Here is a 22,216-nt window from a genome sequence, read left to right as displayed (position 1 = left end):
AATTAAGACGTACGGATGAACCGATACTTTCGATTCGCTAACGCAATATCGAACGGACCCCTTGCATGAGCACGGCCCTGGCGAACCGCTGCGCCGGTGCCGGTGCCGGTGCCACGCTACGCTTCAGCCAGGATCGGTTGGATGACTTGCTCGCGGAGGCGCCAGCCGCGCATCCCGGGAAGCGACGATCTGCCGGATGGTAGCCAGCGACTACTCAGCGGCCGCGTTCGGACAAACGGAACTTCGTCCGTCGACCGTTGCTCAGCCTTCGCGTGGCGCCTTTTTGATCGTCGCCGGATCGCGCACGATCGTAACGGCGCACGGTGCATACGCGAGAACCTGGCGGGCGACTGAACCGATCAGCCAGCGATCGAACGGTGTATGACCGCGATGCCCGACGACAAGATGATCGATATCGTGCTGCTCCGCGTAGAGCACGATCTCCTTCGCGGGCTGCCCTATCACGAGATCGAACTCGGGATGGTCACCATAAGAGGCGAGCTTCGCCTTGATGTCGTCGAGGATTTCGTTGGCGTGGCGCAACTCGTAATCGACTATTTCCTTTCTTTCCAGTTCTATCGCACCCCAATCCGGCGCGCGCGCCACGACGAGGACATGCAGGCGCGCGTCAAAGCGCCTGGCAAGATCGACCGCAAAAGCGACAGCATGTCGCGCGGATGGCGACCCGTCATAACCTACCAGCACGTTCTGCATGATCTGCTCCCATCCGGCTCGAACCGGAACATGCTTTGATTGAACTGCGGCCGTTCCTCGACTTCGCGGCCTCGGCGGGAAGGCGCGCGTGACCGTCTCCCGGGCGTGCCGCGTGGATCAATTGAATGCTGTTTCTACCATGATAGACCGCATTGAGTTTGGGGATTTCCCTGGATACGGAGCGCCGCGAAAGCGGCATCTCGCCTGAGCGCCAGGCCGGGATTCCGAGTGGGCAGCTTGCCCGCCTGGAGGCGGAGGCGGCCGAGCTGGAGATGATGGCCCGTTTTATACGAGGGAAGGCTCAATGGGGGGCGTGCCGTTGCGCACCCACGCCGAAATGCCTGAAGAACTGTATGCTGCCATGAATCATCAGGAATCAGGAGACGGCCATGAACCTCGCTGGGAAGACCCTATTCATATCCGGTGGAAGTCGCGGCATCGGACTTGCAATTGCACTTAGAGCCGCGCGCGACGGCGCGAACATCGCGATTGCAGCAAAGACGGCTGCCCCGGACCCGCGTCTCGAAGGGACGATTTATACAGCCGCCGCCGCAATTGAAGAAGCTGGCGGCAAGGCGCTCCCGCTTGTCGTGGACATTCGCGACGAGGAACGTGTAAAAGCAGCAGTTGCCGAGACGGTCGGGCTATTCGGCGGCATCGATATACTCGTGAACAATGCGAGCGCCATTCGACTGACCGGCACGCTTGACACCCCCGTAAAACGGTATGACCTGATGCATGGGGTCAATGGCAGAGGCACTTTCGTATGCGCACAAGCATGCCTGCCGCATCTCCTCAATTCGCCGAACCCGCACATCCTCACAGTGTCACCGCCGTTGGTCAGCGATGCGAAGTGGTTTAAGGATTTTCCGGCGTATACGATCTCAAAGTACACGATGAGTCTGTTCACGCTGGCGTTTGCTGGCGAATTCAAGAACCGTGGTGTCGCTGTCAACTCGCTGTGGCCCCGAACGGCTATCGCAACCGCTGCGGTGCGAAACGAAATTGGCGGTGAGGAAATGATTGGGGCGTGTCGCACACCTGAGATAGTCGCCGACGCGGCTCACTATATCCTGACGCGTCCTGCCAAGGCGTGTACGGGAAACTTTTTCCTCGATGACGAGGTGCTGATGGCGGCGGGTGTGCGCGACTTCGCCCAGTACGACGTCCAGGCTGGAACCGCGTTGCAAGCAGATTTCTTTGTAGAGGCCTTGCCAGGCATGTTACCGGCAGACAGTATGACGAAGCGTACCGGCGCCTCTTGAGACACAAACGGCTATCCATATCTCGGCCTGCGTTCCGCATTTCCGCCAACGACGCGCTGCAGGTCGGTTTTGCTCCTCTCCTTTTAACGGCTTGTCCACGCTTCTCGAAACAGCCGATGTATAGGCCGAACGAGAAAACGGTGGATAACCGTTCTGATCCATCCTGCCGCGTTGCAACTGCGATCACCTCGGACCCAGCCGCCTCAGCAATCCGATAAGCTTCCACTCCGCTTTTCACGAGTCGGACTCCAAACGATTCCTGCTGACCACACCGTAGCAAACGGAACGATGGAACAGGTCTTCATAGGAATATCCCTAGCAAATTTTCAGCTACCCCTTACACAAATTTCTCTTCAGCAATCGTCAACCACTGCCGTATATCCATGTTCGACGCCAATTTTTTTGGATTCGCACCAGCGCTTGAACAAGATTGCAACCGCCAGGTACAACTTGATTAAGTCTTTGGATCTGGCAGCTGACGCCACGTCGGGTCCGAGACCTATAGCTTTGCAAATTACCCATGACGAAGAGAAACAACAATGCGCAACAATAGTCCCGTGACCCAACGGGAATACAGCTACCCAAGCGACATGACCCTTATGTCCGTCACGGATACGCAAAGCCATATCACCTACGCCAACGCAGCATTCATCCAGGTCAGCGGGTTTGAACCCAATGAAATAGTCGGTCAACCTCATAACATCGTGCGTCACCCCGATATGCCTGTCCAGGCATTTGCGGACATGTGGGCGACGTTGAAAGGGGGCGAGACATGGACTGCGCTGGTTAAAAATCGTAGAAAGGACGGTGACCATTATTGGGTCCGGGCAAACGTTACGCCAGTGAACCGCAACGGATCGAACGTTGGATATATGTCTGTCAGGACTTTACCTGGTCGTGACGAGATCAGCGCAGCCGAGGCCCTGTATCAGCGTTTCCGCGAAGGTCGTATGCGCGGGCTGACGTTGCGAAAAGGCGTGCTCGTTCGTTCGGGCTGGCTTGCATGGACCTCGGCGTTGAAGACCCTGCCGACACGCTGGCGCATCCGTCTTGCCCTGGTGTTTATCATGGCCTCAACCGCAGGCACTATTTCGCTAGGTGGATTACTCGGGTCGACATGGGGCTATATCCTTCTGGCTGAACTTGCAGCATCCGGACTGCTGGCGTGCGCCTGGCTCGAATCCCAGATCAGCGGACCACTTGCCAGCGTGCTTCAGCAAGCGAAAGCCGTCGCAGCTGGACAAGCAGTCCAGAACGTCAACCTTGAGCGAATCGATGAGATCGGTATGCTCATGCGCGCGGTCAATCAGGCCGGCCTGAATCTGCGCTCACTCGTGGACGACGTTGGTGAGCAGGTATCTGGCGTTCAGTCAGCCAGTAGCGAGATTGCCGGAGGCAATACTGACCTCTCAGCCCGCACGGAAGAGCAAGCGGCGTCTCTTGAGGAAACCGCGTCGAGCATGACCCAGTTGACGGAAACGGTGAAACAGAACGCCGACAATGCGCGTCAGGCCAACATGCTGGCGACGAATGCCACCGACATGGCAAATACGGGCAACGAGGCCGTACAAGCCATGGCCGGGACCATCGGAAAGATCAGCGGAAGCTCGAGCAAGATTTCCGAAATCACCGGCGTGATCGAAGGCATTGCGTTCCAGACCAACATTCTCGCGCTGAACGCAGCCGTTGAAGCTGCTCGTGCTGGTGAACAGGGGCGCGGCTTTGCCGTGGTTGCCAGCGAGGTTCGTAGCTTGGCCCAGCGCTCTGCCGCTGCCGCCAAGGAAATCAAGGAACTGATCGGCTCGTCTGTCTCGATGATTCAGGACGGCTCGAACCAGGCCGTGGAAGTCAGTGCCACCATGGGCCACGTGAAGCAGGCGATCAAGCAGGTCGCCGATATTGTGGGCGAAATCACGGCGGCTTCTGAAGAGCAGAGCCGTGGCATTGAGCAGGTCAATCAGGCCGTCAATCAAATGGACGAAGTGACCCAGCAAAACGCGGCACTCGTTGAGCAGGCATCGGCCGCTGCGCAGTCACTCAAGGAACAGGCGACGAAGCTCAAGGACGCCGTTTCAGTGTTCAAGGTCGCTGATAACGATCTCTCCGCCAACGCCGGGAACAGACATTCAGCTGGGCGGATTCGCTAACGTTGCAAGCCGCCCGACAGCGTTTCCATCGGGCGTAGCAAAAAATTCAGCATTTCACTTTCAGGTGCATGTTTCAGTTAGACACCATCGAGGCCGTGCCGACAGGAAATGAAGAACTTGATGGCTGGATCGTTAAAGCGGACCGTCGTCCTTTGCTGGACACAGCATTCCCACGCGCAAACAAACGATGATATCGACACATGCCATAATTCCTTCGTTGTTGCTTGCAACGCAGCAATTGCTTTCTCGCCTTAAAACAAGGAGATTCAAATGAGCAAAGGATATTGGGTGACCGTGTATCGCGAGACGAAAGACGCGTCGAAGTTGGCAGCATATGCACAGTTGGCCGCCCCTGCAGTGACCGCCGCCGGCGGCAAATTCATCGTGCGCGGATTAGCCGACGAGGTTCGCGAGCAAGGCTTGAAGGAACGGACTGTCGTGATTGAGTTCCCGACATACGAGCAGGCAGTGGCCGCATATGAAAGCGATGCATACGAGAAAGCGCTTGTAGCCTTGGGCGACGCCGTCGAGCGCGATCTGCGGATCATTCGCGGCGCAGAATGACTCGCAAGATACGACGGGCCTCACCGGCGCTGTCGTCGGATGCAGTGGCACGATCCTCGACGTCCGGAACTTGGTCTCGAGGATCACGATCCTCGGCGGATCGTCATTGAGTTGCACGTCAATGTCGCACCATATCGGTTCAAATATGCACGCAATGTGTGCATATGCCCTTCCCGCCCCCCTCGTCGGTCTGAAGTCCCGGCGAGTGTCTTCTCATCGCGGCCGGCCCAGCGCGCGCGAGCCCTTCTCAAGGAAACACTGGCGCGTTTTTTGCTGTTACGATGGTCATAGAAGGTAGGGTACAAATCTGGAAGGAGTGAATGATGCACCCCGGAAAATCGCTGAACGGTGCCGCGCGAGGCTTCATTATCCCCATTGGCGGCAAGGAAAATCGGGTCCAGAACCCGGTTATCCTGCGTCGTTTCGTCAAGCTTTGTGGTGGGTCACGCGCGCACATCGCGGTCATCCCGACGGCCTCTTCACTGGACGATACGGGGGATCTCTACGAGACTGTGTTCCGCGATCTCGGGGCCGACCGGGTCAGCATCCTGCCATTCAAGTCCCGCGCCGACTGCGAGTCCGACAAATATCTGAAGGTGCTCGATCACGCTGACGGTGTCTTCATGACCGGGGGCGACCAGGTACGCCTCGCCGAGATGCTGATCGACACGTCGGCCGCGGACAAGCTGCGCCGCCGCAACGCACACGGTATGCACGTAGCGGGCACCTCCGCTGGAGCCTCCGCCATGTCCGCCGCGATGATCGCCGGCGGCAAGAGCGGTGCCACGCCTCGCGCCGGGATGGTCGATCTGGCGCCGGGCCTGGGTTTCATCAGCCGCTTTGTGATCGACCAGCACTTCAGCCAGCGCGATCGACTCGGGCGCCTGCTCGCGGCGGTCGCCTCTATCCCATTCGGGGCGGGCATAGGGCTGGATGAGGATACGGCCGCGTTCATCGGTCCAGACGACACGCTGGAGGTGGTCGGCACCGGTAGCGTCACCATCATCGACGGGTCGAATCTGCGCAATGCGGCTGCAAAGCCGGTTCGCCACGACGACCCGGTAGGACTGACGGGAGTACGTCTGCATATCCTCGTCGAAGGCAATACGTACGATCTCGTAACACACACCCTCTCAGGCGGTATCTTGTCCGCGAAAAGCAACGCCGCCCGCGAATTGACCGCCGCTGCCTTGAGCTGACCGGTTAGAAAGCAGAGCCGCTTCATTCACGAACCGGGCAGCGCGCGTCTGCCGCAATCCGCTTGCCGATATAATCGTACGAGGCACCAGCGGCTGGGTCGGCAGGAACCACAGGCGCCAGCTGATGCGAGCCCGTCGGCAGCAGTGCTGCCGGCGGAACAGGCGGATCACGTGGTGGCTGCACGAGACCTCGGCTACTTCGCGATTTTGCACTCTACCCGGAGTGAAAGTTGAGTCGCGCAAAGGCGTCCACGGGCGGCACACGCGGTTTTATCGTCCCCATCGGCGGCGATGGAAGACGCATACGGAAGGCCCCCATCCTGCGCCGCTTCGTGCAGCTTTGCGGCGGCTCCCGTGCGCATATCGCCATCGTCGCCACGGTCTCCGAGATGCCCGACGCTGGCTATCGTTACGAACGAGCGTTCCGCGATCTGCGGGTTGATCGGGTCAGCCTCCTGAGGTTTGGGTCCCGAGCCGACTGCGAGTCGGAGCGGAACCTGGAAGTGCTCGATAGCGTCGACGGGATTTTCCTTATCGGGAGCGAGATAGTCCATCTTTCCGAGACCCTGGGCAGCACTTCGGTGGCCCAGAAGATCCGCAACCGGAATGCACAGGGTATCCACGTGGCCGGCACCTCGACGGGAGCCGCGTTCCTGCCGGAGCAGATGATTGAGGCCGGACAGAGCGGCACGACGCCCCGCGCGGACATTGTCGAATTGGCGCCTGGCCTAGGCCTGATCGGGCAGTTGATCATCGATCAGCACTATCGTCACCAGGACCGGCTCGGGCGTCTGCTGATGGCCCTGACTTACAACCCGCTAGCCATTGGTATCGGCCTGGATGAAGACACGGCTGCGTTTATTGGTCCGGACCACGGGCTGCAGGTGGTGGGCAGCGGTGGCATCACCATTGTGAATCCGTCCCAACTCCAGCACTCCGCGATCCATCCAGATCGTCGCCATGCGCCGGTCAGCATGATCGGCCTGCACCTGGACATCCTTGTTGAGGGCGACCTGTATGATTTGGCGGCGCATAGGGCGACCATCATGCGCTAATTCGGATTCGCGCCGGTCAGCTTGGGTTTTCTCAAGTCATCACGTGAGCCGCCTTGGCGACCTCTCGCGATCAAGCGGCGGGCTTCCGCCAACCGCCCAGTGCTCATGCGGCGCGGACCGCCGGACGTCAGTCAGGAAACGCTTCATCCAGCGAGGCCTTTCGAAGGACCTCGATCTGGATATCAGGTACAAAAAAGGCCGAATACATCAGATCGTTATCGACCTTTTCCCAGCAACCGGGCTTGCATATTTCGCACATCTTTTCTGTTCTGCTATTTTCTATATAGATCCACGACAGCGCGCCAAAAAACCTTTCATGCCGTTCTGGCGCATTGTCCGATGAGCTTTCCATCGGTACCCACCCTGGCCCGGGCACGTAGAACTCCACCCACGCATGATCGTAATCCGGCGTACAGACCGAGTTGACTCGCGCATATCTCAGCTTATACTCGGGCACCTTGAAATCTCCGACTGGCCTGCATGCGACCCCGCAAAGCCGCATTAATCCTATTAACAGCTCCATGTACTTACCGCAGGTCCCTTCGCCGCCTCTCAAGGTCTCGACGGGACTTGTGTACTGGTTGTTGTATCGGTACGCCAACCTGCTATAAACATATTCGCGCACGGCTTTCGCAATTTTGACCGCATTACCGCGCTCGTTTTCGGGCAGAGCCGAAATCAGCCCGGCTGCAATGTCTCTTAATTCCAGCCGGTCCATATCATACCTCGGCTCTTCTTTAAGAAAGCGCGTCTTGATATCGTCGGGATAGGGCGTATCCGCGACATTCAGCTTGTATCGTATGCCATACACCTCCATTACAGCACTATAGCCAAAAGAACGGCGCTCTTTATCAAGCTCGACGCCGGTCAGATCGAATTCCGCGATCTCGTTGCCATTTTCGTCTTTTTTTAAAACGCCCGGAACGTCGCCAATAATCCTGATTGACTTGACCTTCTGTCTTCGCGTCTCGACTGGAATCGACAGCCTGACGCACATCTCGACCTCACCGATTCTGTTCAAAACTTCACGGGCGGGCTTGAGCATTTCGGCATAAGTCAATTTCACCTCATACCCTCCCGAAAGGCCGAAACTCCCGGCCTCACCAAGTTCTATTATTTTGTAGTCAAGTCTCTCTATAAAACCATCGGAGACATGCTTGTTGAGTTTTATATTCGGACCGCCACGTTTCCCCGATTCAGAACTCGCATCGTCGAAAACGTCCCAGCTATCCTGGTTGTAATATATATAGATGCCGGGCTCTTCTTTATCTGACGTTTTAATGGAAGCGATTCCTGATGCGCCTTCATACGGTATGGTCAGCGATGCCAGATGAATCCCATCAAGGCTGTAGACATAAATGGCCTGGCTGGCGCTGTTCAGTATAAACAGGAGATCTCCATGCAAGGTAATATCGTTGACACCATGACCTACCTCAGTCGCCTGTATTAAACCATCCTCATCCAGAATGAACAGGGCGCCACGTCTGTCGACCGCATAATACCGATCGTTTTTCCAGCACAGCCCAACTAGCTCCTCTGCTTGATCGATCGTAACGGTGTCCATCGCGTCACGGACCGTTCCATTCTCTATCCCGACCGCGTAGATCCGGTTGGAACGCGAATAATTGACGATACCATCCGGCCGCATACAGAGTGCAGCCGATCCTTTGAACGCGTTGAAGCTCCTGAAATTGACAATCCCGTAAAAAAATCCCGTGCGAACGTCAATTTTGCCGAGCGCCCCAAGGTCCGGATCGACGACGAACAGCGCATCTTCCTCGTTGCTATCGACAGAGACGATATGCCTCGCAAAGAGAGGTTTTATCGGCGTGACCACAAATCCCCCATATCGTTCTGGTTGACGAGGCACGGGCGGGACCGGTGCCTCGTCAAGTCAGGCGGGGCGCGGCGCCCGAGACCGCAACAGGGCTCCATTGAGCGTGAGCGCTGCGCCTGCTACGCCCAGGCAGGCGCAGCAACTCCGCTAATGCTCCCTGCCCCTCGAGGCTTCCCGGTCCCGATCCCGCGAGGCGTCCCGGTCCCTACCCTTCAAGGCCTCCTGCTCATTGCCTCCCAAGGCCTCCTGTTCACTGCCTCTCAAGGCTTCCTGAATAAAATCGGCATAGTCCGAGAGGTGCCTCAAATTGGAATCCAGGGAATTGCGCGACGACCCGCTCATCGCTTCGTGACGTATCAGGTCCAGCGCGACTTCGACGGCTATCCTCCGTTTCGAGGACGCATCGAGCGCGGCTTCGTTATCGTTGTAGAGAAGAAATCTCTGTCTCTCGTCCATTTTGGCTCTCCTAAGTCTTGACGCTCATGAAGGGTGTGCATCGGATGCTTCACCCGCCTTGGGGTCCTGCTACCAGGTCGGCTTGCGACCGCCTGGGACGTCGCCGTTACCACGGCGAAAACTCATTCTTTCAGTCCTCGATGTCTCGCGCCAGCCGCACGCCGCGCTCGTCACGGATAATCTCCATGCTACTGTCCCATTCGAACCCGCCCAGATCGTCCAGACGGATCTTGACGGGCCCTGGTCTTCTCTCGAGCGCATGCCCTGCTTGCCCATTGGGCCTGAAGTGCACAATCTGCTGCCAGGCACGGGTGTAGTCTTCGCTCAACAGGAGGAGCAGATCGCCAGGGCCGGCCATCTCGAGCGCCGATTGATTCGCTGCCTGCTCATCGGCGATGACCTCGATCTGCTCTGCCCCGACCCCGTTCTCGCGCAGCGCGTAGCACAGCATTTCCGGCACTTCGAGGTGAGCCCGCCCACGCGAGTCGCAGTCCCGGTGGCAGATGTAATGCTCGAAGTGTCCGGCCGCAATACGCGCGATCTCCAGCACGTCCTCGTCACGGCGGTCGCCCGGAACCGTCAGCGAAATGATCTTCGCGCGCGCGGCGCCCAGCCGGTCTACAAGAGCGCACATGGTCTTCACCGCTGCCGGATTGTGCGCATAGTCCAGAATCACCCTGAAAGGATGCTGATCATAGATGTTCGTGCGACCGGGGGTCTGCTGGAAGGTGTTTTCAAACGTGCGCAGGCCCAGGCGGATGCCCTCGAGATCGATCCTGAGACCGCGAGCGAGCGCCGCGGCGAACATCGCGTTCTGCACATTGTGCAGAGCGAGCCCTTGCACCGTGGCCGGAATCAGGTGCGTCCACAACAACGGAAAACGGTGACCACCGTCCCACAGGGTGATCATGTGGCCGTTTATCTCTTCGTCCAGAATGACCGCCACCCCGCCCGCCCGTATATGCTCATTGACCAGGGGGTGAGCAGGGTTCATGGTCACGTAGCCCAGGCGGTTTGCGTGGCTATGATCCGCCATCTTCAGACATAAGGGATCGTCAGCGTTGACGACAGCCATGTCCTTCGCCACTTCGATGACGATGCGCTTGACCTCGGCCATCTGCTCCACGGTCTCGACGCCACGCAGGCCCAGGTGATCGGCGGTCACGTTGAGGCAGCCCGCCACGTTGCACTCCGGATAGCCCAAACCACACCGCAGCAGGCCACCCCGGGCCGTCTCCAGTACGGCGGCGTCGACAGCGGGATCCGCGAGAATCATGCGCGCGGATGTCGCCCCGGTCATGTCGCCCTCCACAGTCAGCCGTCCGTCGATGTAGACGCCATCGGTTGTACCCAGACCCACCGTGTAGCCCGCCAGCTTCATGATATGGGCCAGCATGCGCGACGTGGTGGTCTTGCCGTTGGTGCCGGTAATGCTTGCAATGGGGACGGTCGTTGGAGCACCGGGTGGAAACAGCATGTCGATGATGGGCCCGGCCACGTCCCTGGGCGTGCCGTCGCTCGGCGCCAGATGCATCCGTAGACCCGGGCAGGCATTCACCTCGCAAATGGCGCCGCCAGTCTCACGATACGACGCGGAGATATCGGTGGTGATGAAATCAACACCACCGACGTCCAGGCCAATGGCCCTGATCGCCCGGACGGCCATTTCCCGGTTGTCCGGGTGCACGCTATCGGTGACGTCGATGGCGGTGCCACCGGTGGAGAGGTTGGCGGTGGCACACAGATAGACGGTCTCGCCCGGCTTGGGTACCGTTTCGGGACTCAAACCCTCGTCATTCAGGAGGCGTTTTGCTGCGCCGTCGAGCTCCACGCGGGTGAGCACGTTTTCATGCCCCACACCCCGGCGTGGATCCTTATTCACCTCTTCCACCAACTCCTCTACGGTGTGAACCCCATCGCCCGTCACATGAGCGGGGATGCGCCGGGCAACCGCCAGCAATTCGCCATTGACCACCAGCATGCGGTGATCGGACCCCGGGATATAGCTTTCGACGAGCACCCCGCCGCTGTACTCTTGCGCCCTCTCAAAGGCGAGCTCCACCTGCTCTGGCCTTGTAAGCTTGATTGATATGCCTTGCCCGTGATTGCTGTCCAAGGGCTTGACCACGACCGGGTAGCCGACGCGTTCGGCGCTATAGACAGCGTCGCCTGCGTTATAGACCTTTCGTTGCCGCGGCACCGGAAGTCCCGCGTCATGCAGGGTCCGATTGGTCTCCTCCTTGTCCGATGCCTGGTCTACGGCGATCTGACGCGTCTCGCTGGTGAGCGTCGCCTTGATCCGTTTCTGGAAACGCCCGTAGCCGAGCAGCATCAGGCTCTCGCCGTTCAGGCGCGTACAAGGGATTGCACGCTTCCCAGCGGCGCTCACCAACGCAGCAGTGCTTGGCCCCACGTCGCGACTCCGCGCATAACGGATGAAATCATCCAGTTCATGCTCAAAGTCGAAATCTTGTTCAGGATTGTGCTCCGGCTTCAATTCGTCAGGAAGAAGATGCTCGATCAAGGCACGAGACAGGTTTCCGGCCTGTCGACCGACATCTTCATCATGGTACTCATAGACTACGTCGTAGTATCCCCGCGGCCCGGCTGCACGCGTCTTGCCAAAGCTCACGTCCGAACCTGCCACCTTCTGCAGTTCGATGGCTATGTGTTCCATCACGTGACCCAGCCAGGTTCCCTCGCCTTCCAACATGCGTCGCACGAACCCGCCGGCGGTATTGTACGAACACCCATGCTGTTGAAGGCCGGGGAGATAGCCAAGCAGACGATCGATGAAGTCGTGGCCAAGCCGCATGGTTGGCCATTCCTCAAGCTTCCCCAGATCGACGGTGTACCGAATCACCGGGAAATGTGCATGAACATTAGGTCCTTGATAAGCGACGATTGACTTGATTTCCATCGAATGACCTCCTGAAGTTCTGATCTCAGGTAAGCCGCCCCCCTTCGAGCCATCGTAGAGAGGCACTAAACGACATTCAAAAAATACGACGAATTGTCATAACAATCGCTGGCTGCCCCTCATCTTTTGTTCTCTCGTGCAGAGGATTTTTAGCGAAGCGGAGGCGGCGCACGGAGATGGCCGCAGGCACGGCACGAAAGGCGCATCCGCTTCGCTAAAAATTCTTTGCGCTGGACTACTCCGCCGCTGGTGACGGCTATGTGCATTGAATCGCGGGATAGCAACGGTTTTGCCGATGACGGCGTTGGCGGCATCGCGACCGCCGTATCGTCTTGCGCTTGAGGGCTGCGTACACCATCGTGTAGTGCAAACAGGTCGCGCCACGCGCGCACTGCGCCGCCATGGTCGGACGGCGTCCAAAGCTGTGCCGCAAATCTGCCGCAAAGCGTCGAGTCCGGCGTGCAGAACTCCTCTACAAAAATAGAGGTAATTCCAGATAAAGCAACATCTCTTCTGTAATTGTCCGGTTGCCTTTTCTGTTGCCCTTTTTTTGCGAGTAGCGATTGCGCCTGAAGGAGAAGCCTTCGCGCTGAAGCGTCACGGCCAACGTCTCTGCACGGCACGGCAGTGGCTCGCCATGAGCCGCTGCGCTGCGCTGCGTCATCTGGGCGAGCCTCAGGGCCCCCCCATTCGCGTGGCGCTCACATCGGCGGCAAGCATCGCGTGACGACCCTATGTGATCCTCCAGAGAAATTTAAAAAAGCCAGCGCTTCGTACATACATCGGCTTGTGCGGACGTCGCCACAGCGGCGGATCATTGTATTCGTCACGAATACTACACACATTGAGTATTAATATGCGCAGTGTCATCAGCGCCTGGTCGCAAGTCCAGCGTGACGGGCCGCCACGGCCATCAACGAGCGAGACACACCGTCCATGGTTACTAAAAACAGCAACTCAGAGCAGAGTCCCAGCATGCCGGCATCGAATCGGCGAAATCCGCATATCCAGCCAACCAGCACGAGCGAGCGGATGATTCTCGATATCGTCCGTCGTCATCGGGCGATCTCCCGTGCAGCCATATCCCTGGAAACGGATCTGGCACAGCAATCGGTCCATCGCCTTGTCGAGCAGCTGATCGGACGTGGCCTGCTGCAGGCGGGCAAGGCCATCAGGAACGGACGTGGCCAACCCAGTCCGCGCATCGAACTCGTGCGCGAAGCGGCCTATACGATCGGCGTGGCAGTCAACACCGATTCCATGGCGGTGTGTCTCGCCGACCTTGGCTGCCATATCCTCGAGCAAGTGCAGATCCAGACGCCGCCAACGAGTCGAAATGCGTCGCTCATCAGCGTGAATGACGCGATCGACCGCCTCCTCGTACGCCACAACGTGCCGCGCGAGCGCCTTATCGGTGTGGGTTTTGCGATTTCCGGCTTCTTTGTTGCCGAGCGGCGCCAGGTGAATGCACCGGAGCCGCTACAGGACTGGTCATTGATCGACCTTGAACCGATTCTTGAAAATTGCTTCGAACTGCCGGTATGGATCGAAAACAATGCCACGACGGCAGCTATCGGTGAAAGCCTGCTCGGGGCAGGACTGTGGGCGCGCAGTTTCGTCTACCTGTCATTCAACTATGGGTTTGGCGGCGGCATTGTCATCGACGGCAAACCCTATTTTGGTTCACATGGCAACGCAGGCGAGATGATGATTTATGACGAGGACGAGACCGGTCGTCGTCCGGCGCTGCAGTATCTGATCAAGGAATTGCGGGCAAACGGCGTCGACATCGACTCGGTCGAAGACTTGCGCTTCCGTTTTGATCCGACATGGCCCGGCGTGGAGAGCTGGATCGAGCGCACCCTGCCCGCACTGGATCGGGTCATCAACACCGTGGCCGGTTTATTCGATCCCGAAGCTATCGTATTCGGCGGCCAGTTGCCCGTTCAATTGGGCAGGATGCTGATTGAGCGGGCCCGCTTTTGGGAAAAGCATCGATATGGCGTCGCCCCCCCAAGACCGAAGCTCGTGCTCGGCGAAGCGAACGGCAACGCGGCGGTAATCGGCGCCGCGCTTGTGCCGTTGAAGGAATGTTTCTTCGAGTGAATCAGGCTGCGAGATTGCGCGCGAGGTGTTCCGCCTGTTCTCTTCATTGCCATAGATCGCGCTTGTCAGCCACGTCCATCTTGCCGAGCCTGACCACGGTGACTCCCTTGCCGAGATGGCGCAGAGACGGTTGCAACAGCACACAGTTGTCGTAAGGAGTGACGATCCGGCACGCGCCATCGACGGCGATCAGCGTTCCTGCCTCGGCAATCACTTCCATGCCGCGGAAGTCATCGGTGAAGCGGAAGTCCGTCGAGTCCGCCGTGACCGCGTGAGTCACGCGGATGCATTGTGGCCGTAGTGGTGAAGCCGACTTCATCCATGGTGCGACGGACGCCGAATCGATCACGCCGGTGCTTGTCAGGAACCGGCATACAGCATCAAGCGCAACGTCCCGGCCCGCTTTCTCAAAATGCTGTCCACATTCGATCAGCAGCGCGTTTTTGGAGCTGTTCGGATCGCCGAAACCGCCATAGTCGCGCAAGCGTCGCCCTGCGGCATGGCCTTCGTCGATCATCAGATGAGCTGGCGCGGCCATCTGCCGCGCTAGCGCCACGCCCTTCGCGAGCGGGCCAGTGAGAATCAGGGGCTCCGACTTCTCATGCATCGAATGAATGTCGAACAGAAAGTCCACGGTATCGATGAGCGGACGCAGTTCACGCGCCCGGCGCAACTCGAGATTGTCGTCCGGTCCGTCCAGCCTTTCAGGCGCCCACAGGCGGTTCATGTCTTCATCGATATAACGCGTGGCGTCTGGATCAGCCGGATCGAATCGGTCATACGCCGCCACGTTCGCGAACGACAGCGTCAATCGCCCGCTGCTCGGTCGCAGGCCCGAAGCCAGCAAGATGTCGAGCGCTATCGCGCCGCACATCTCGTTGCCATGAGTGAGCGCGTTGATCATCACGTGTGGGCCGGCCACCCCACTGTCGAAACTTTGGACATAGTCGATACCGTCCTGACCGGTCCGCCAGCGGCGAATATCGGGCTTATCCAGCTCAATCGGGTAGCTCGGCAACGTGGCGCGAAGCGCTTCTAGTGTCGTCATTTTTAGTTTTCCCAAAGAACGTGTCGTCGCGTCAGTCGCTGCCGTGCCGAAATGCGCTGCGGCGGCGCAGCAGCCACAACGCGGCGAGGCTGATCAAAGTTGTAGCCAGCACGTAGAAACTGGGCGATGTCTTGTTGTGTGTCGTTCCGATCAGCCAGGTCACGATCAGTGGCGAAAAGCCGCCGAAAATCGTCACGGACAAGTTGTAGCTCAGCGCCAGTCCCGTGCCTCGGGTACGGGTCGGGAATATTTCGGAGAGCAGCGCCGGCAAGGGCGCGAGAATCGCCGCAAGCAGTACACCAACGATCGCCTGGGTCGCCAGCAGCGTCGCAAAGGTCGGATACGCGACCATGGTGGAAAACATCGGATACGTGGATACGGCGATCACGATCATCGCGATGGCAATCACGCGGATGCGCCCATATCGGTCCGACAGCAAACCAAAAAACGGGGCCATCACCATCAGCATGACGCCAGTTACCATCGTACAGACGAGCGACGCACTCGTTGCGATATGCAACTGCTTAACGGCATAGGTGGGCATATACACCTTCTGCACGTAGCTGAACGCCGTCACCGCCACCACGACGCCCGCGCCAAGCAAAAGGCCGGGCAAGCCGATCGTCAGCGTATCGCGTAACGGGGAAACCTCGCGTTGATCGCTTCGGCTAGTCGCCTGCAGCGCAAGGAACTCTGGCGTTTCCGGTGTATAGCGACGTATGTAGAGGCCGATCGGCCCGATCAGCAAACCGAACAGGAAGGCTGCTCGCCATCCCCAGGCATCGATCTGCTGCGTGCTGAGGGTATAGGTCAGCACCGTACTAAGACCGGCGGCAAGGACGGTCGCGAGACCTTGAGTCGATGCTTGCCAACTGCCGCTGTAACCCAGCCGCTTGCCATCGGCGTGCTCGACCATGAAGGCCGTCGCGGCGCCGAATTCGCCGCCAGTCGAAAATCCCTGCAGCAACCGCGCGACGATCACGAGCGCGGGGGACCACAGTCCGATACGCGCATAGGTAGGTGCGAGAGCGAGCATCGCCGTGCCGATCATCATCAGCAGGATGGACCAGGTGAGTGCAGCCTTGCGCCCTGCGCGGTCCGCATAGCTACCCAGCACAATGGAGCCTAGCGGCCGCATGATGAACGAAATGCCGAAGGTGCCGACGGACAGCATCAGTGAAGTCCAGTCGTCGCCGGTCGGGAAAAAAAGCTTGCCGATGGTGATGGCGAAATAGCCATAGATCAGCAGATCGTAGTATTCGAGCGCGTTTCCGACGCTCGCCGCCAGTACTGCGCGCCAGGCGGCGGGTCGCTGTGACGTCGCGGTGGTGTTAAGCAACGCGTCCTCTGGACGATCCGCGCTGTCGCTATCTTTCATGCCGAGCGTTCTCGCGAGCATAGTTCTTTCCTCAAAGTCTCCCCGCCAGGTTTGTCCGTCTAGTCGGCGAGGGGTTCGAAGGAGTCTATGGAGCGCAAAAAGACCGTCTGTGCCGTTTTGGCACAAGGTCGGGCTACTTTGAGCAACCGCCGTTGCGTACGGGTGGCGAGCGTTTGTTGCTAGCCCAGCCGCTGGGCGTTGGAGATGGCAAGTTTCCAGACCTCGTCTAGCAACGCGTTCTGATTGCTGCGTACGCGGTACATGCTGATGTCAACGCGGATGTTCCATTCCTTGACGCCCGCAAGACACAACGCGCCAGCACCGAGGTCGTTCTTTACCAGCCGGTGCGGCAGCCACGCCATGCCAAAACCCCGCAAGGCCATTTCCTCCACAGCCTCGTAGAAATCGGCCTGGAACACGGGCGTTAGAAAGGCTTTCTGGTCAGTCGCTGCGAGATGACTGTCGAGGATTTGCCGAAGCGTCAGGCCGCGGGAAAACGCAAGCCATGGCAACGGCGAGCCGGCCGAACCGGGCAGCCTGAAACGCGGATGTCCGCGCTTATCGGGAATGCTGACCGGTACAAGCGTCTCGCTGTCCAACCGGCAGTGGTCGTATTTCCGCGGATCGAGCAACGCATCGGCCTGCGGACTCGCATAGGATATGAGCAGGTCGGTCGTGCCATCGGCGAGTTCCAGCACGCCTCCCTGCGTGCCGCCGGTCGTCACGCTAATCGGAAAAGGGCCGCGCTGCTCATACAGATCCTGATACCAGCCCGGCACGAACGTGCGCGCGAGGGTCCTGCCCGTACCGATTTTGAGCGCGACCGGGAGTTCGACTTCACGCAGTAACCAGCGTGCTTCATTCAAGTCATCAATGGCATTGGATGCAGCATCCAAAAATAGCCGCCCAGCTGGCGTCAAGGCGACCGGCTGCACTCCGCGGTCGACCAACGCTGTGCCCACCCATTCCTCCAATGCCCTGATGCGTCGACCGAAGGCCGGATGGGTAACGTTACGATTTTCGGCTGCACGGCTGAAACTGCGCGTCTTTGCCAGTTCCCTGAAATCTTCCAGCCATTTGATCTGCATGCACGCTCTTTGCCGGTTTCAACTGCACTCGAGAATTCGCATTATCCAGTAAATCGAACTAGTCGCGAGCAGGGCTGCACTGTACCCAACGTATTGGGGACGGCTGCCACGGAACAATGCGAGGCCATCACACCATGAGTGCGGTGTGCGATGGGGTCGTAAAAGCCGGGATTGTGCACACCTGACCTGAAATTGTCGGGCACGATGGTTTCGGTACAAGACGCCCTGGGAATCCCCGGGAATCTTAATGGCGGAAGGCAGCCGACTCCTACAATCGTCTGCAAAGCTGCGCCAGGTTTGGCTCCCGCATTTCCGGCAGGTGGCTACCCATAATCGAACGCACGAGACTTGCGTCGGCCCGAAGGGTTGCCAGGTCGCAACGTAAGCCGGTGATTGCCTGCGGCTCCGTCCGCGTCAGCAGGAAGGCGCACGTGTGGTGCTCGTGCCGACAGGCCACCTCATTCACGCGATCGTGTACCTGCTCCGGGGGCCACCGCTATAAAGGTCTCTGGCAAGTTCCAGAATTCGGTCGCGATTGCGGTCGAAGGCTGCCAGCAACGCGGGCTCGTCAGAACCCATGTCAGGGTTCAGTTTCGTCAGCATCGCATCGTCGACCAGAAAGGCAATCTCGCGAGAATTGTCGTAGCCCCAGAAGCACACACAGTGTCTGGAAGCGTCGTAGATGCGACTGGGATTAGGAAAGTTGAGCACCGCGCTACCTTTCCCCACCTACTCACCGGAACAGATATATCGCCACTTGCTCGCGTTGACATTGATGCGGGCGTCATTATCGCGCCGCTTCTGGGCGCGCTCGTTTTCCGCCTTCTCCAGTGCAGAGGCGCGCGCCTTCTGCGTGACGATGAAGTCGCTTTGCCTGACAGACGAGGCTGAGTACACTTTGGTTTGCTTTGGCATGCTGGTTCCTGTAAAAAATTTCAAATATCGAGGCCGACGCGACAAGCGGATTTCGTGGACGGCACCCCGCATGAGAGGCGCGATCGGGCGCTTGCGAGCTTACCGCCTGCAGCAACTCCTGCGCACCGAACGCCGGGCCGAACCCCACAGCGCTGCCCGGGTTTGCGCTCCTGCAGATCACAGAATATTGCCGAGTCGATTACGTCCTTGAAAACGTCCCGATTCAGACAATTTTTGGAGAAGCGTCTCGAGCGCCAGGCAAGTCGACTACCGAAATAGGGCAAACGCAGACTGGATGACTCACGAAGTTTGCCGCCACGATATGCGCTGTCGGGATCGTTGTGGTGTGCTTTCTGGGGAGCCTTATTGACCGAAGCAATCGCAAGGAGTCGATGAAGAACCAGCGGCCACGCACATCGAACATGACGAGAGTGCGCTCTTTACCGCAGCGATGCAAGTGCAATCGCGAAACGCTCATTCAGGCGACTTTCCCCGCGCACCACGCCGACACTCTGCGCGCACGGCCCTTTCATGTGACGTGAACCCCCGCCAGGTTCACTGGTCCTTGCCTTGTTGCCACAGCAAGCGCGAGGAATTGCATAGCGTAATTTGCCGATGCCACTCCGTGACGCCGTAGTGTTCAATCAGCAAATTCGAAATGAGGACTTTTAACTTTTTATATCCGTGTATGCTGGAAGACATGCCTGTCGAATCATGCACCCGAGCTGGAAAATTCGGTTAAGACGCTGTGCAGGTCCTTCTTGAAGTTGAAGGCCAGATCACACTGTCACTGCAGGTTTCGTGCAGCAGCAGTGACGCTTGAATCAGGTAGAACGACATGAGTGGGCCGCGATGCCTCACTGTTCGACATAAGAGCACCTATCGCTATTCTGAGCCAGTGAGTTTCGGTGAGCATCGGATGATGTTTCGCCCACGCTCCGGCCATGACCTGCGTCTCGTGACCTCACAATTGTGCATTACGCCGACACCTGCCCGCCTGCACTGGCTGCACGATGTGTTCGACAATTCGGTCGCAATAGCCACGTTTTCCGACGAAGCATCTCAACTCCTGTTCGATAGCACGGTCACGCTCGAGCACTACGAAGCGCCACTGCCTGAATATGCGATCGAGCCCTATGCCGCGACCTGGCCGTTCGCGTACACCAACGAGGAGGCCACAGATCTCGTGAATGCGCGCAGCCGACGGTATCCTGATGCGGCCGTCGACAGGTGGGCGCACAGTTTCATTGCGCGAGGTGGCAACACGTCGACAATGGCGCTCCTGCGGGCCATGACGACGGAGATCAAAGACGGATTTCTTTATGTCCGGCGCGCGGAGAAGGGTGTCTACCGCCCGGCTGATACGTTGTGCCGTCGTAGTGGCAGCTGCCGCGATTTCGCCGTTCTCATGATCGACGCAGTTCGCTCCCTTGGCCTCGCCGCACGGTTCGTAAGTGGCTACGTCTTTGTTCCGGATCACGACGCCACTCAAGGAGGTGGTGCCACACACGCATGGCTGCAGATCTTCCTGCCGGGCGCGGGCTGGGTGGATTTCGATCCGACCAACAGCATTATCGGAAATCAGCACCTGATCCGGGTAGCCGTGGCGTGGGATCAGCATCAGGCCTTGCCCTTGTGGGGAACCTGGACAGGGACGCCAGACTCGTTTCGCGGTTTGGATGTCGAAGTGAGTGTCACCGAGGACCGCTGTTGAATCTTTCTGCGAAAGGCCGCTGCAATGAAACTTCGTGTTGGTTATGAACTGATTTACGAGTGCGTGCAGTACACCCCCATGATGCTGATGCTGAACACGCACTACTCGCGCGCGCAGGATGTATTGTCGGCGGATCTGCTTGTCGTCGCCCCATCGGTGACCATCCTGCAGTATCGGGATGGTTTCGGTAATCTCTGTAGCCGGCTCGTCGCACCGCCGGGTCGAATCGAAATGTCGACGACCGCGTTGCTTGAGATTTCCGACCAACCCGAAGAGCGGGAGCCTTACGGTTACCAGCATCCGGTCGAGGAATTGCCTGACGAATGCATGGTGTTTCTGCTAGGTAGCCGCTATTGCGAGACCGATTTGTTGTCCGATGTCGCGTGGCAGCTTTTCGGCAAATCGTCGCCCGGCCGCGATCGGGTGCAAGCGATCTGTGATTTTGTTCATCGCCATATTGTCTTTGGGTACGAGTTTGCCCGATCGACCAAAACAGCGTGGCAGGTCTACCACGAGCGGCGGGGAGTGTGTCGCGATTTTGCCCATCTGGCAGTCACATTCTGCCGGGCCATGAACATTCCGGCGCGTTACTGCACGGGATATATCAGTGACATCGGTGTGGCCCCACCCTACAGCGCCATGGACTTCGCGGCCTGGTTCGAGGCGTATGTCGGCGGCTGCTGGCAGACATTCGACCCGCGCAACAACGTGCAGCGCACTGGACGGGTGTTGATGGCCCGCGGACGAGATGCTGCCGATGTCGCGATAAGCAACACCTTCGGCCCGGCAAAGCTTGTGACCTTCGCCGTGCATTGTGCGCCGGAGCAAGGGTGATCGGCCGGACAGACTTCGCGGCGTCTTGGGCAAGCTCCGAAAACCGGCGTTTCCGACAAGCCAGACGGTGGTCCTCTCTGGCTGGCTCCTGCTATTTCTCTGGTCACCTAAAATATAAGCATGGTTCTGGTCTCAAAGGAGGCTGCCATGAGCCAGTCAATGATCAGTTTTGTAGTGGGGATCGTGGTGCTGCTGTGCGTCGCGATATTCACAGCGGCACGGTACCGGCGAGAACACAAGGACGAGCCGGTGACCCGTTGGCTGGACGCGCATCCGATTCGCGACTGGCTGCGCCATAAGCACTGAGTGATTCAACATGATATTTGGAAGCGCCGGGGCGCGCGCGTGCTATTTCTCTATCGCGCGGTTTGTCGCCTGATGTAAAGCGAGAACAGATTGAAAAGGATGATATGACGTACGCAATGTGGGGCATCGCGGTCGGGCTGGCGCTGATGTTCGGCGTGTCGCTGCGGCGATACAGGCGCAGCCTTCTGCGGAAGCGGGAGATCCGTTGGATGGGTGAACACCACGTATTGGACAGGCTACGCAAGCAATTGGGATTGTCGCTCGAGAAATGACACGCGCTGGGCAGATTGGCAGGTTGCAAAGACTACTTTTTAGAGGAGTTGGCGAGATGACCATGAATTACGCAGGCAGGTCGCACGATGAAGCCGTGGCAGCGCGGCACGGGCAGAAGCAAAAGGCGCAGGAACAGGCAGGCGGCGAAATGGCGGTAGAAGGGACGGAGGCCGACGCGGAGCATAGTTGCGGCGAGCTCTCCGAGCGGGGAAAGCAGGTATGGCGAAGTGGCAGCGGGATCAACGGTGGGGGAAAGGAGTGATATGGTCTCGGTGATCTGATGCGATGCGGGCGGAAATTCACTTCGCCCGCCATCGTGAGGGAGGTGTCAGGAATTTTGTGTGCTGAGGTCGGTTAAAAATCTCAGCTGATGGCGGCGGTGAACCGCTCGCCGAAC

General features: G+C 58.7%; 20 protein-coding genes. 10 read left to right on the top strand and 10 right to left on the bottom strand.

Going from position 1 to position 22,216, the window contains the following annotated elements; all coding sequences use genetic code 11:
- Positions 1 to 261: 261 nt before the first annotated feature.
- Positions 262 to 714: a universal stress protein gene (locus tag AC3WLT_RS26405; RefSeq protein WP_492594627.1), complete on the bottom strand. Its 453-nt coding sequence runs from the start codon at positions 712 to 714 to the stop codon at positions 262 to 264.
- Positions 715 to 1,103: 389 nt separating this feature from the next.
- Here AC3WLT_RS26405 and AC3WLT_RS26400 point away from each other — a divergent pair, with 389 nt between their 5' ends.
- The 5 genes from AC3WLT_RS26400 (at position 1,104) to AC3WLT_RS26380 (ending at position 6,944) form a co-directional block, all read left to right on the top strand.
- Positions 1,104 to 1,979 (top strand): SDR family oxidoreductase, encoded by an 876-nt coding sequence (locus AC3WLT_RS26400; RefSeq protein ID WP_492594626.1) that lies wholly within the window; start codon positions 1,104 to 1,106, stop codon positions 1,977 to 1,979.
- A gap of 539 nt (positions 1,980 to 2,518) precedes the next feature.
- Positions 2,519 to 4,126: a methyl-accepting chemotaxis protein gene (locus AC3WLT_RS26395; protein WP_492594625.1), complete on the top strand. Its 1,608-nt coding sequence runs from the start codon at positions 2,519 to 2,521 to the stop codon at positions 4,124 to 4,126.
- Positions 4,127 to 4,396: 270 nt separating this feature from the next.
- The gene (locus AC3WLT_RS26390; RefSeq protein ID WP_492594624.1) at positions 4,397 to 4,690 is read left to right on the top strand and encodes a DUF1330 domain-containing protein; all 294 of its coding nucleotides are present in this window, start codon (positions 4,397 to 4,399) and stop codon (positions 4,688 to 4,690) included.
- Positions 4,691 to 5,010: 320 nt separating this feature from the next.
- The gene (locus AC3WLT_RS26385; RefSeq protein ID WP_492594623.1) at positions 5,011 to 5,889 is read left to right on the top strand and encodes a cyanophycinase; all 879 of its coding nucleotides are present in this window, start codon (positions 5,011 to 5,013) and stop codon (positions 5,887 to 5,889) included.
- Between the two features lie 230 nt (positions 5,890 to 6,119).
- On the top strand, positions 6,120 to 6,944 hold the full coding sequence (locus AC3WLT_RS26380) for a cyanophycinase (protein ID WP_492594622.1): 825 nt from the start codon (positions 6,120 to 6,122) through the stop codon (positions 6,942 to 6,944).
- A 127-nt stretch (positions 6,945 to 7,071) separates the two neighbouring features.
- On the opposite strand, the gene AC3WLT_RS26375 is transcribed toward AC3WLT_RS26380, so the two are convergent.
- The 4 genes from AC3WLT_RS26375 to AC3WLT_RS26360 form a co-directional block, all read right to left on the bottom strand.
- Complete coding sequence (locus AC3WLT_RS26375; RefSeq protein ID WP_492594621.1) at positions 7,072 to 8,781, bottom strand: transglutaminase-like domain-containing protein; 1,710 nt, start codon at positions 8,779 to 8,781, stop codon at positions 7,072 to 7,074.
- 147 nt (positions 8,782 to 8,928) lie between these two features.
- Complete coding sequence (locus AC3WLT_RS26370; RefSeq protein WP_492594620.1) at positions 8,929 to 9,237, bottom strand: hypothetical protein; 309 nt, start codon at positions 9,235 to 9,237, stop codon at positions 8,929 to 8,931.
- Between the two features lie 130 nt (positions 9,238 to 9,367).
- Complete coding sequence (cphA, locus tag AC3WLT_RS26365; RefSeq protein WP_492594619.1) at positions 9,368 to 12,157, bottom strand: cyanophycin synthetase; 2,790 nt, start codon at positions 12,155 to 12,157, stop codon at positions 9,368 to 9,370.
- Positions 12,158 to 12,629: 472 nt separating this feature from the next.
- The gene (locus tag AC3WLT_RS26360; RefSeq protein ID WP_492594618.1) at positions 12,630 to 12,821 is read right to left on the bottom strand and encodes a hypothetical protein; all 192 of its coding nucleotides are present in this window, start codon (positions 12,819 to 12,821) and stop codon (positions 12,630 to 12,632) included.
- A gap of 368 nt (positions 12,822 to 13,189) precedes the next feature.
- On the opposite strand from AC3WLT_RS26360, the gene AC3WLT_RS26355 reads away from it, so the two are divergent.
- Positions 13,190 to 14,263 (top strand): ROK family transcriptional regulator, encoded by a 1,074-nt coding sequence (locus AC3WLT_RS26355; protein WP_492594617.1) that lies wholly within the window; start codon positions 13,190 to 13,192, stop codon positions 14,261 to 14,263.
- Between the two features lie 43 nt (positions 14,264 to 14,306).
- On the opposite strand, the gene AC3WLT_RS26350 is transcribed toward AC3WLT_RS26355, so the two are convergent.
- From AC3WLT_RS26350 to AC3WLT_RS26330, 5 genes are all read right to left on the bottom strand, one after another.
- Positions 14,307 to 15,311 (bottom strand): M14 family metallopeptidase, encoded by a 1,005-nt coding sequence (locus tag AC3WLT_RS26350; protein WP_492594616.1) that lies wholly within the window; start codon positions 15,309 to 15,311, stop codon positions 14,307 to 14,309.
- 31 nt (positions 15,312 to 15,342) lie between these two features.
- Entirely contained in the window at positions 15,343 to 16,689 is a 1,347-nt protein-coding gene (locus AC3WLT_RS26345) for an MFS transporter (protein ID WP_492594670.1), read from the bottom strand.
- A gap of 179 nt (positions 16,690 to 16,868) precedes the next feature.
- On the bottom strand, positions 16,869 to 17,777 hold the full coding sequence (locus AC3WLT_RS26340) for a LysR substrate-binding domain-containing protein (RefSeq protein WP_492594615.1): 909 nt from the start codon (positions 17,775 to 17,777) through the stop codon (positions 16,869 to 16,871).
- Positions 17,778 to 18,239: 462 nt separating this feature from the next.
- Positions 18,240 to 18,506 carry a DUF1488 family protein gene (locus AC3WLT_RS26335; protein ID WP_492594614.1) on the bottom strand — a complete coding sequence of 89 codons (267 nt, stop codon included), beginning with the start codon at positions 18,504 to 18,506 and terminating at the stop codon, positions 18,240 to 18,242.
- Positions 18,507 to 18,692: a hypothetical protein gene (locus tag AC3WLT_RS26330; protein WP_492594613.1), complete on the bottom strand. Its 186-nt coding sequence runs from the start codon at positions 18,690 to 18,692 to the stop codon at positions 18,507 to 18,509.
- 838 nt (positions 18,693 to 19,530) lie between these two features.
- Here AC3WLT_RS26330 and AC3WLT_RS26325 point away from each other — a divergent pair.
- The 4 genes from AC3WLT_RS26325 to AC3WLT_RS26310 all read left to right on the top strand — a co-directional run bounded on the left by AC3WLT_RS26325 (position 19,531) and on the right by AC3WLT_RS26310 (position 22,081).
- Positions 19,531 to 20,406 (top strand): transglutaminase family protein, encoded by an 876-nt coding sequence (locus AC3WLT_RS26325; protein WP_492594612.1) that lies wholly within the window; start codon positions 19,531 to 19,533, stop codon positions 20,404 to 20,406.
- Between the two features lie 24 nt (positions 20,407 to 20,430).
- Complete coding sequence (locus tag AC3WLT_RS26320; protein WP_492594611.1) at positions 20,431 to 21,240, top strand: transglutaminase-like domain-containing protein; 810 nt, start codon at positions 20,431 to 20,433, stop codon at positions 21,238 to 21,240.
- 147 nt (positions 21,241 to 21,387) lie between these two features.
- Positions 21,388 to 21,546: a hypothetical protein gene (locus AC3WLT_RS26315; RefSeq protein ID WP_492594610.1), complete on the top strand. Its 159-nt coding sequence runs from the start codon at positions 21,388 to 21,390 to the stop codon at positions 21,544 to 21,546.
- 328 nt (positions 21,547 to 21,874) lie between these two features.
- The gene (locus AC3WLT_RS26310; RefSeq protein WP_492594609.1) at positions 21,875 to 22,081 is read left to right on the top strand and encodes a hypothetical protein; all 207 of its coding nucleotides are present in this window, start codon (positions 21,875 to 21,877) and stop codon (positions 22,079 to 22,081) included.
- Positions 22,082 to 22,216: the final 135 nt, after the last annotated feature.

The organism is Paraburkholderia sp. FW306-2-2C-D06C, from assembly GCF_058781505.1.
The sequence above is the reverse complement of the archived record's forward strand: the minus strand, read 5'-3'. Positions and strand labels throughout refer to the sequence as shown.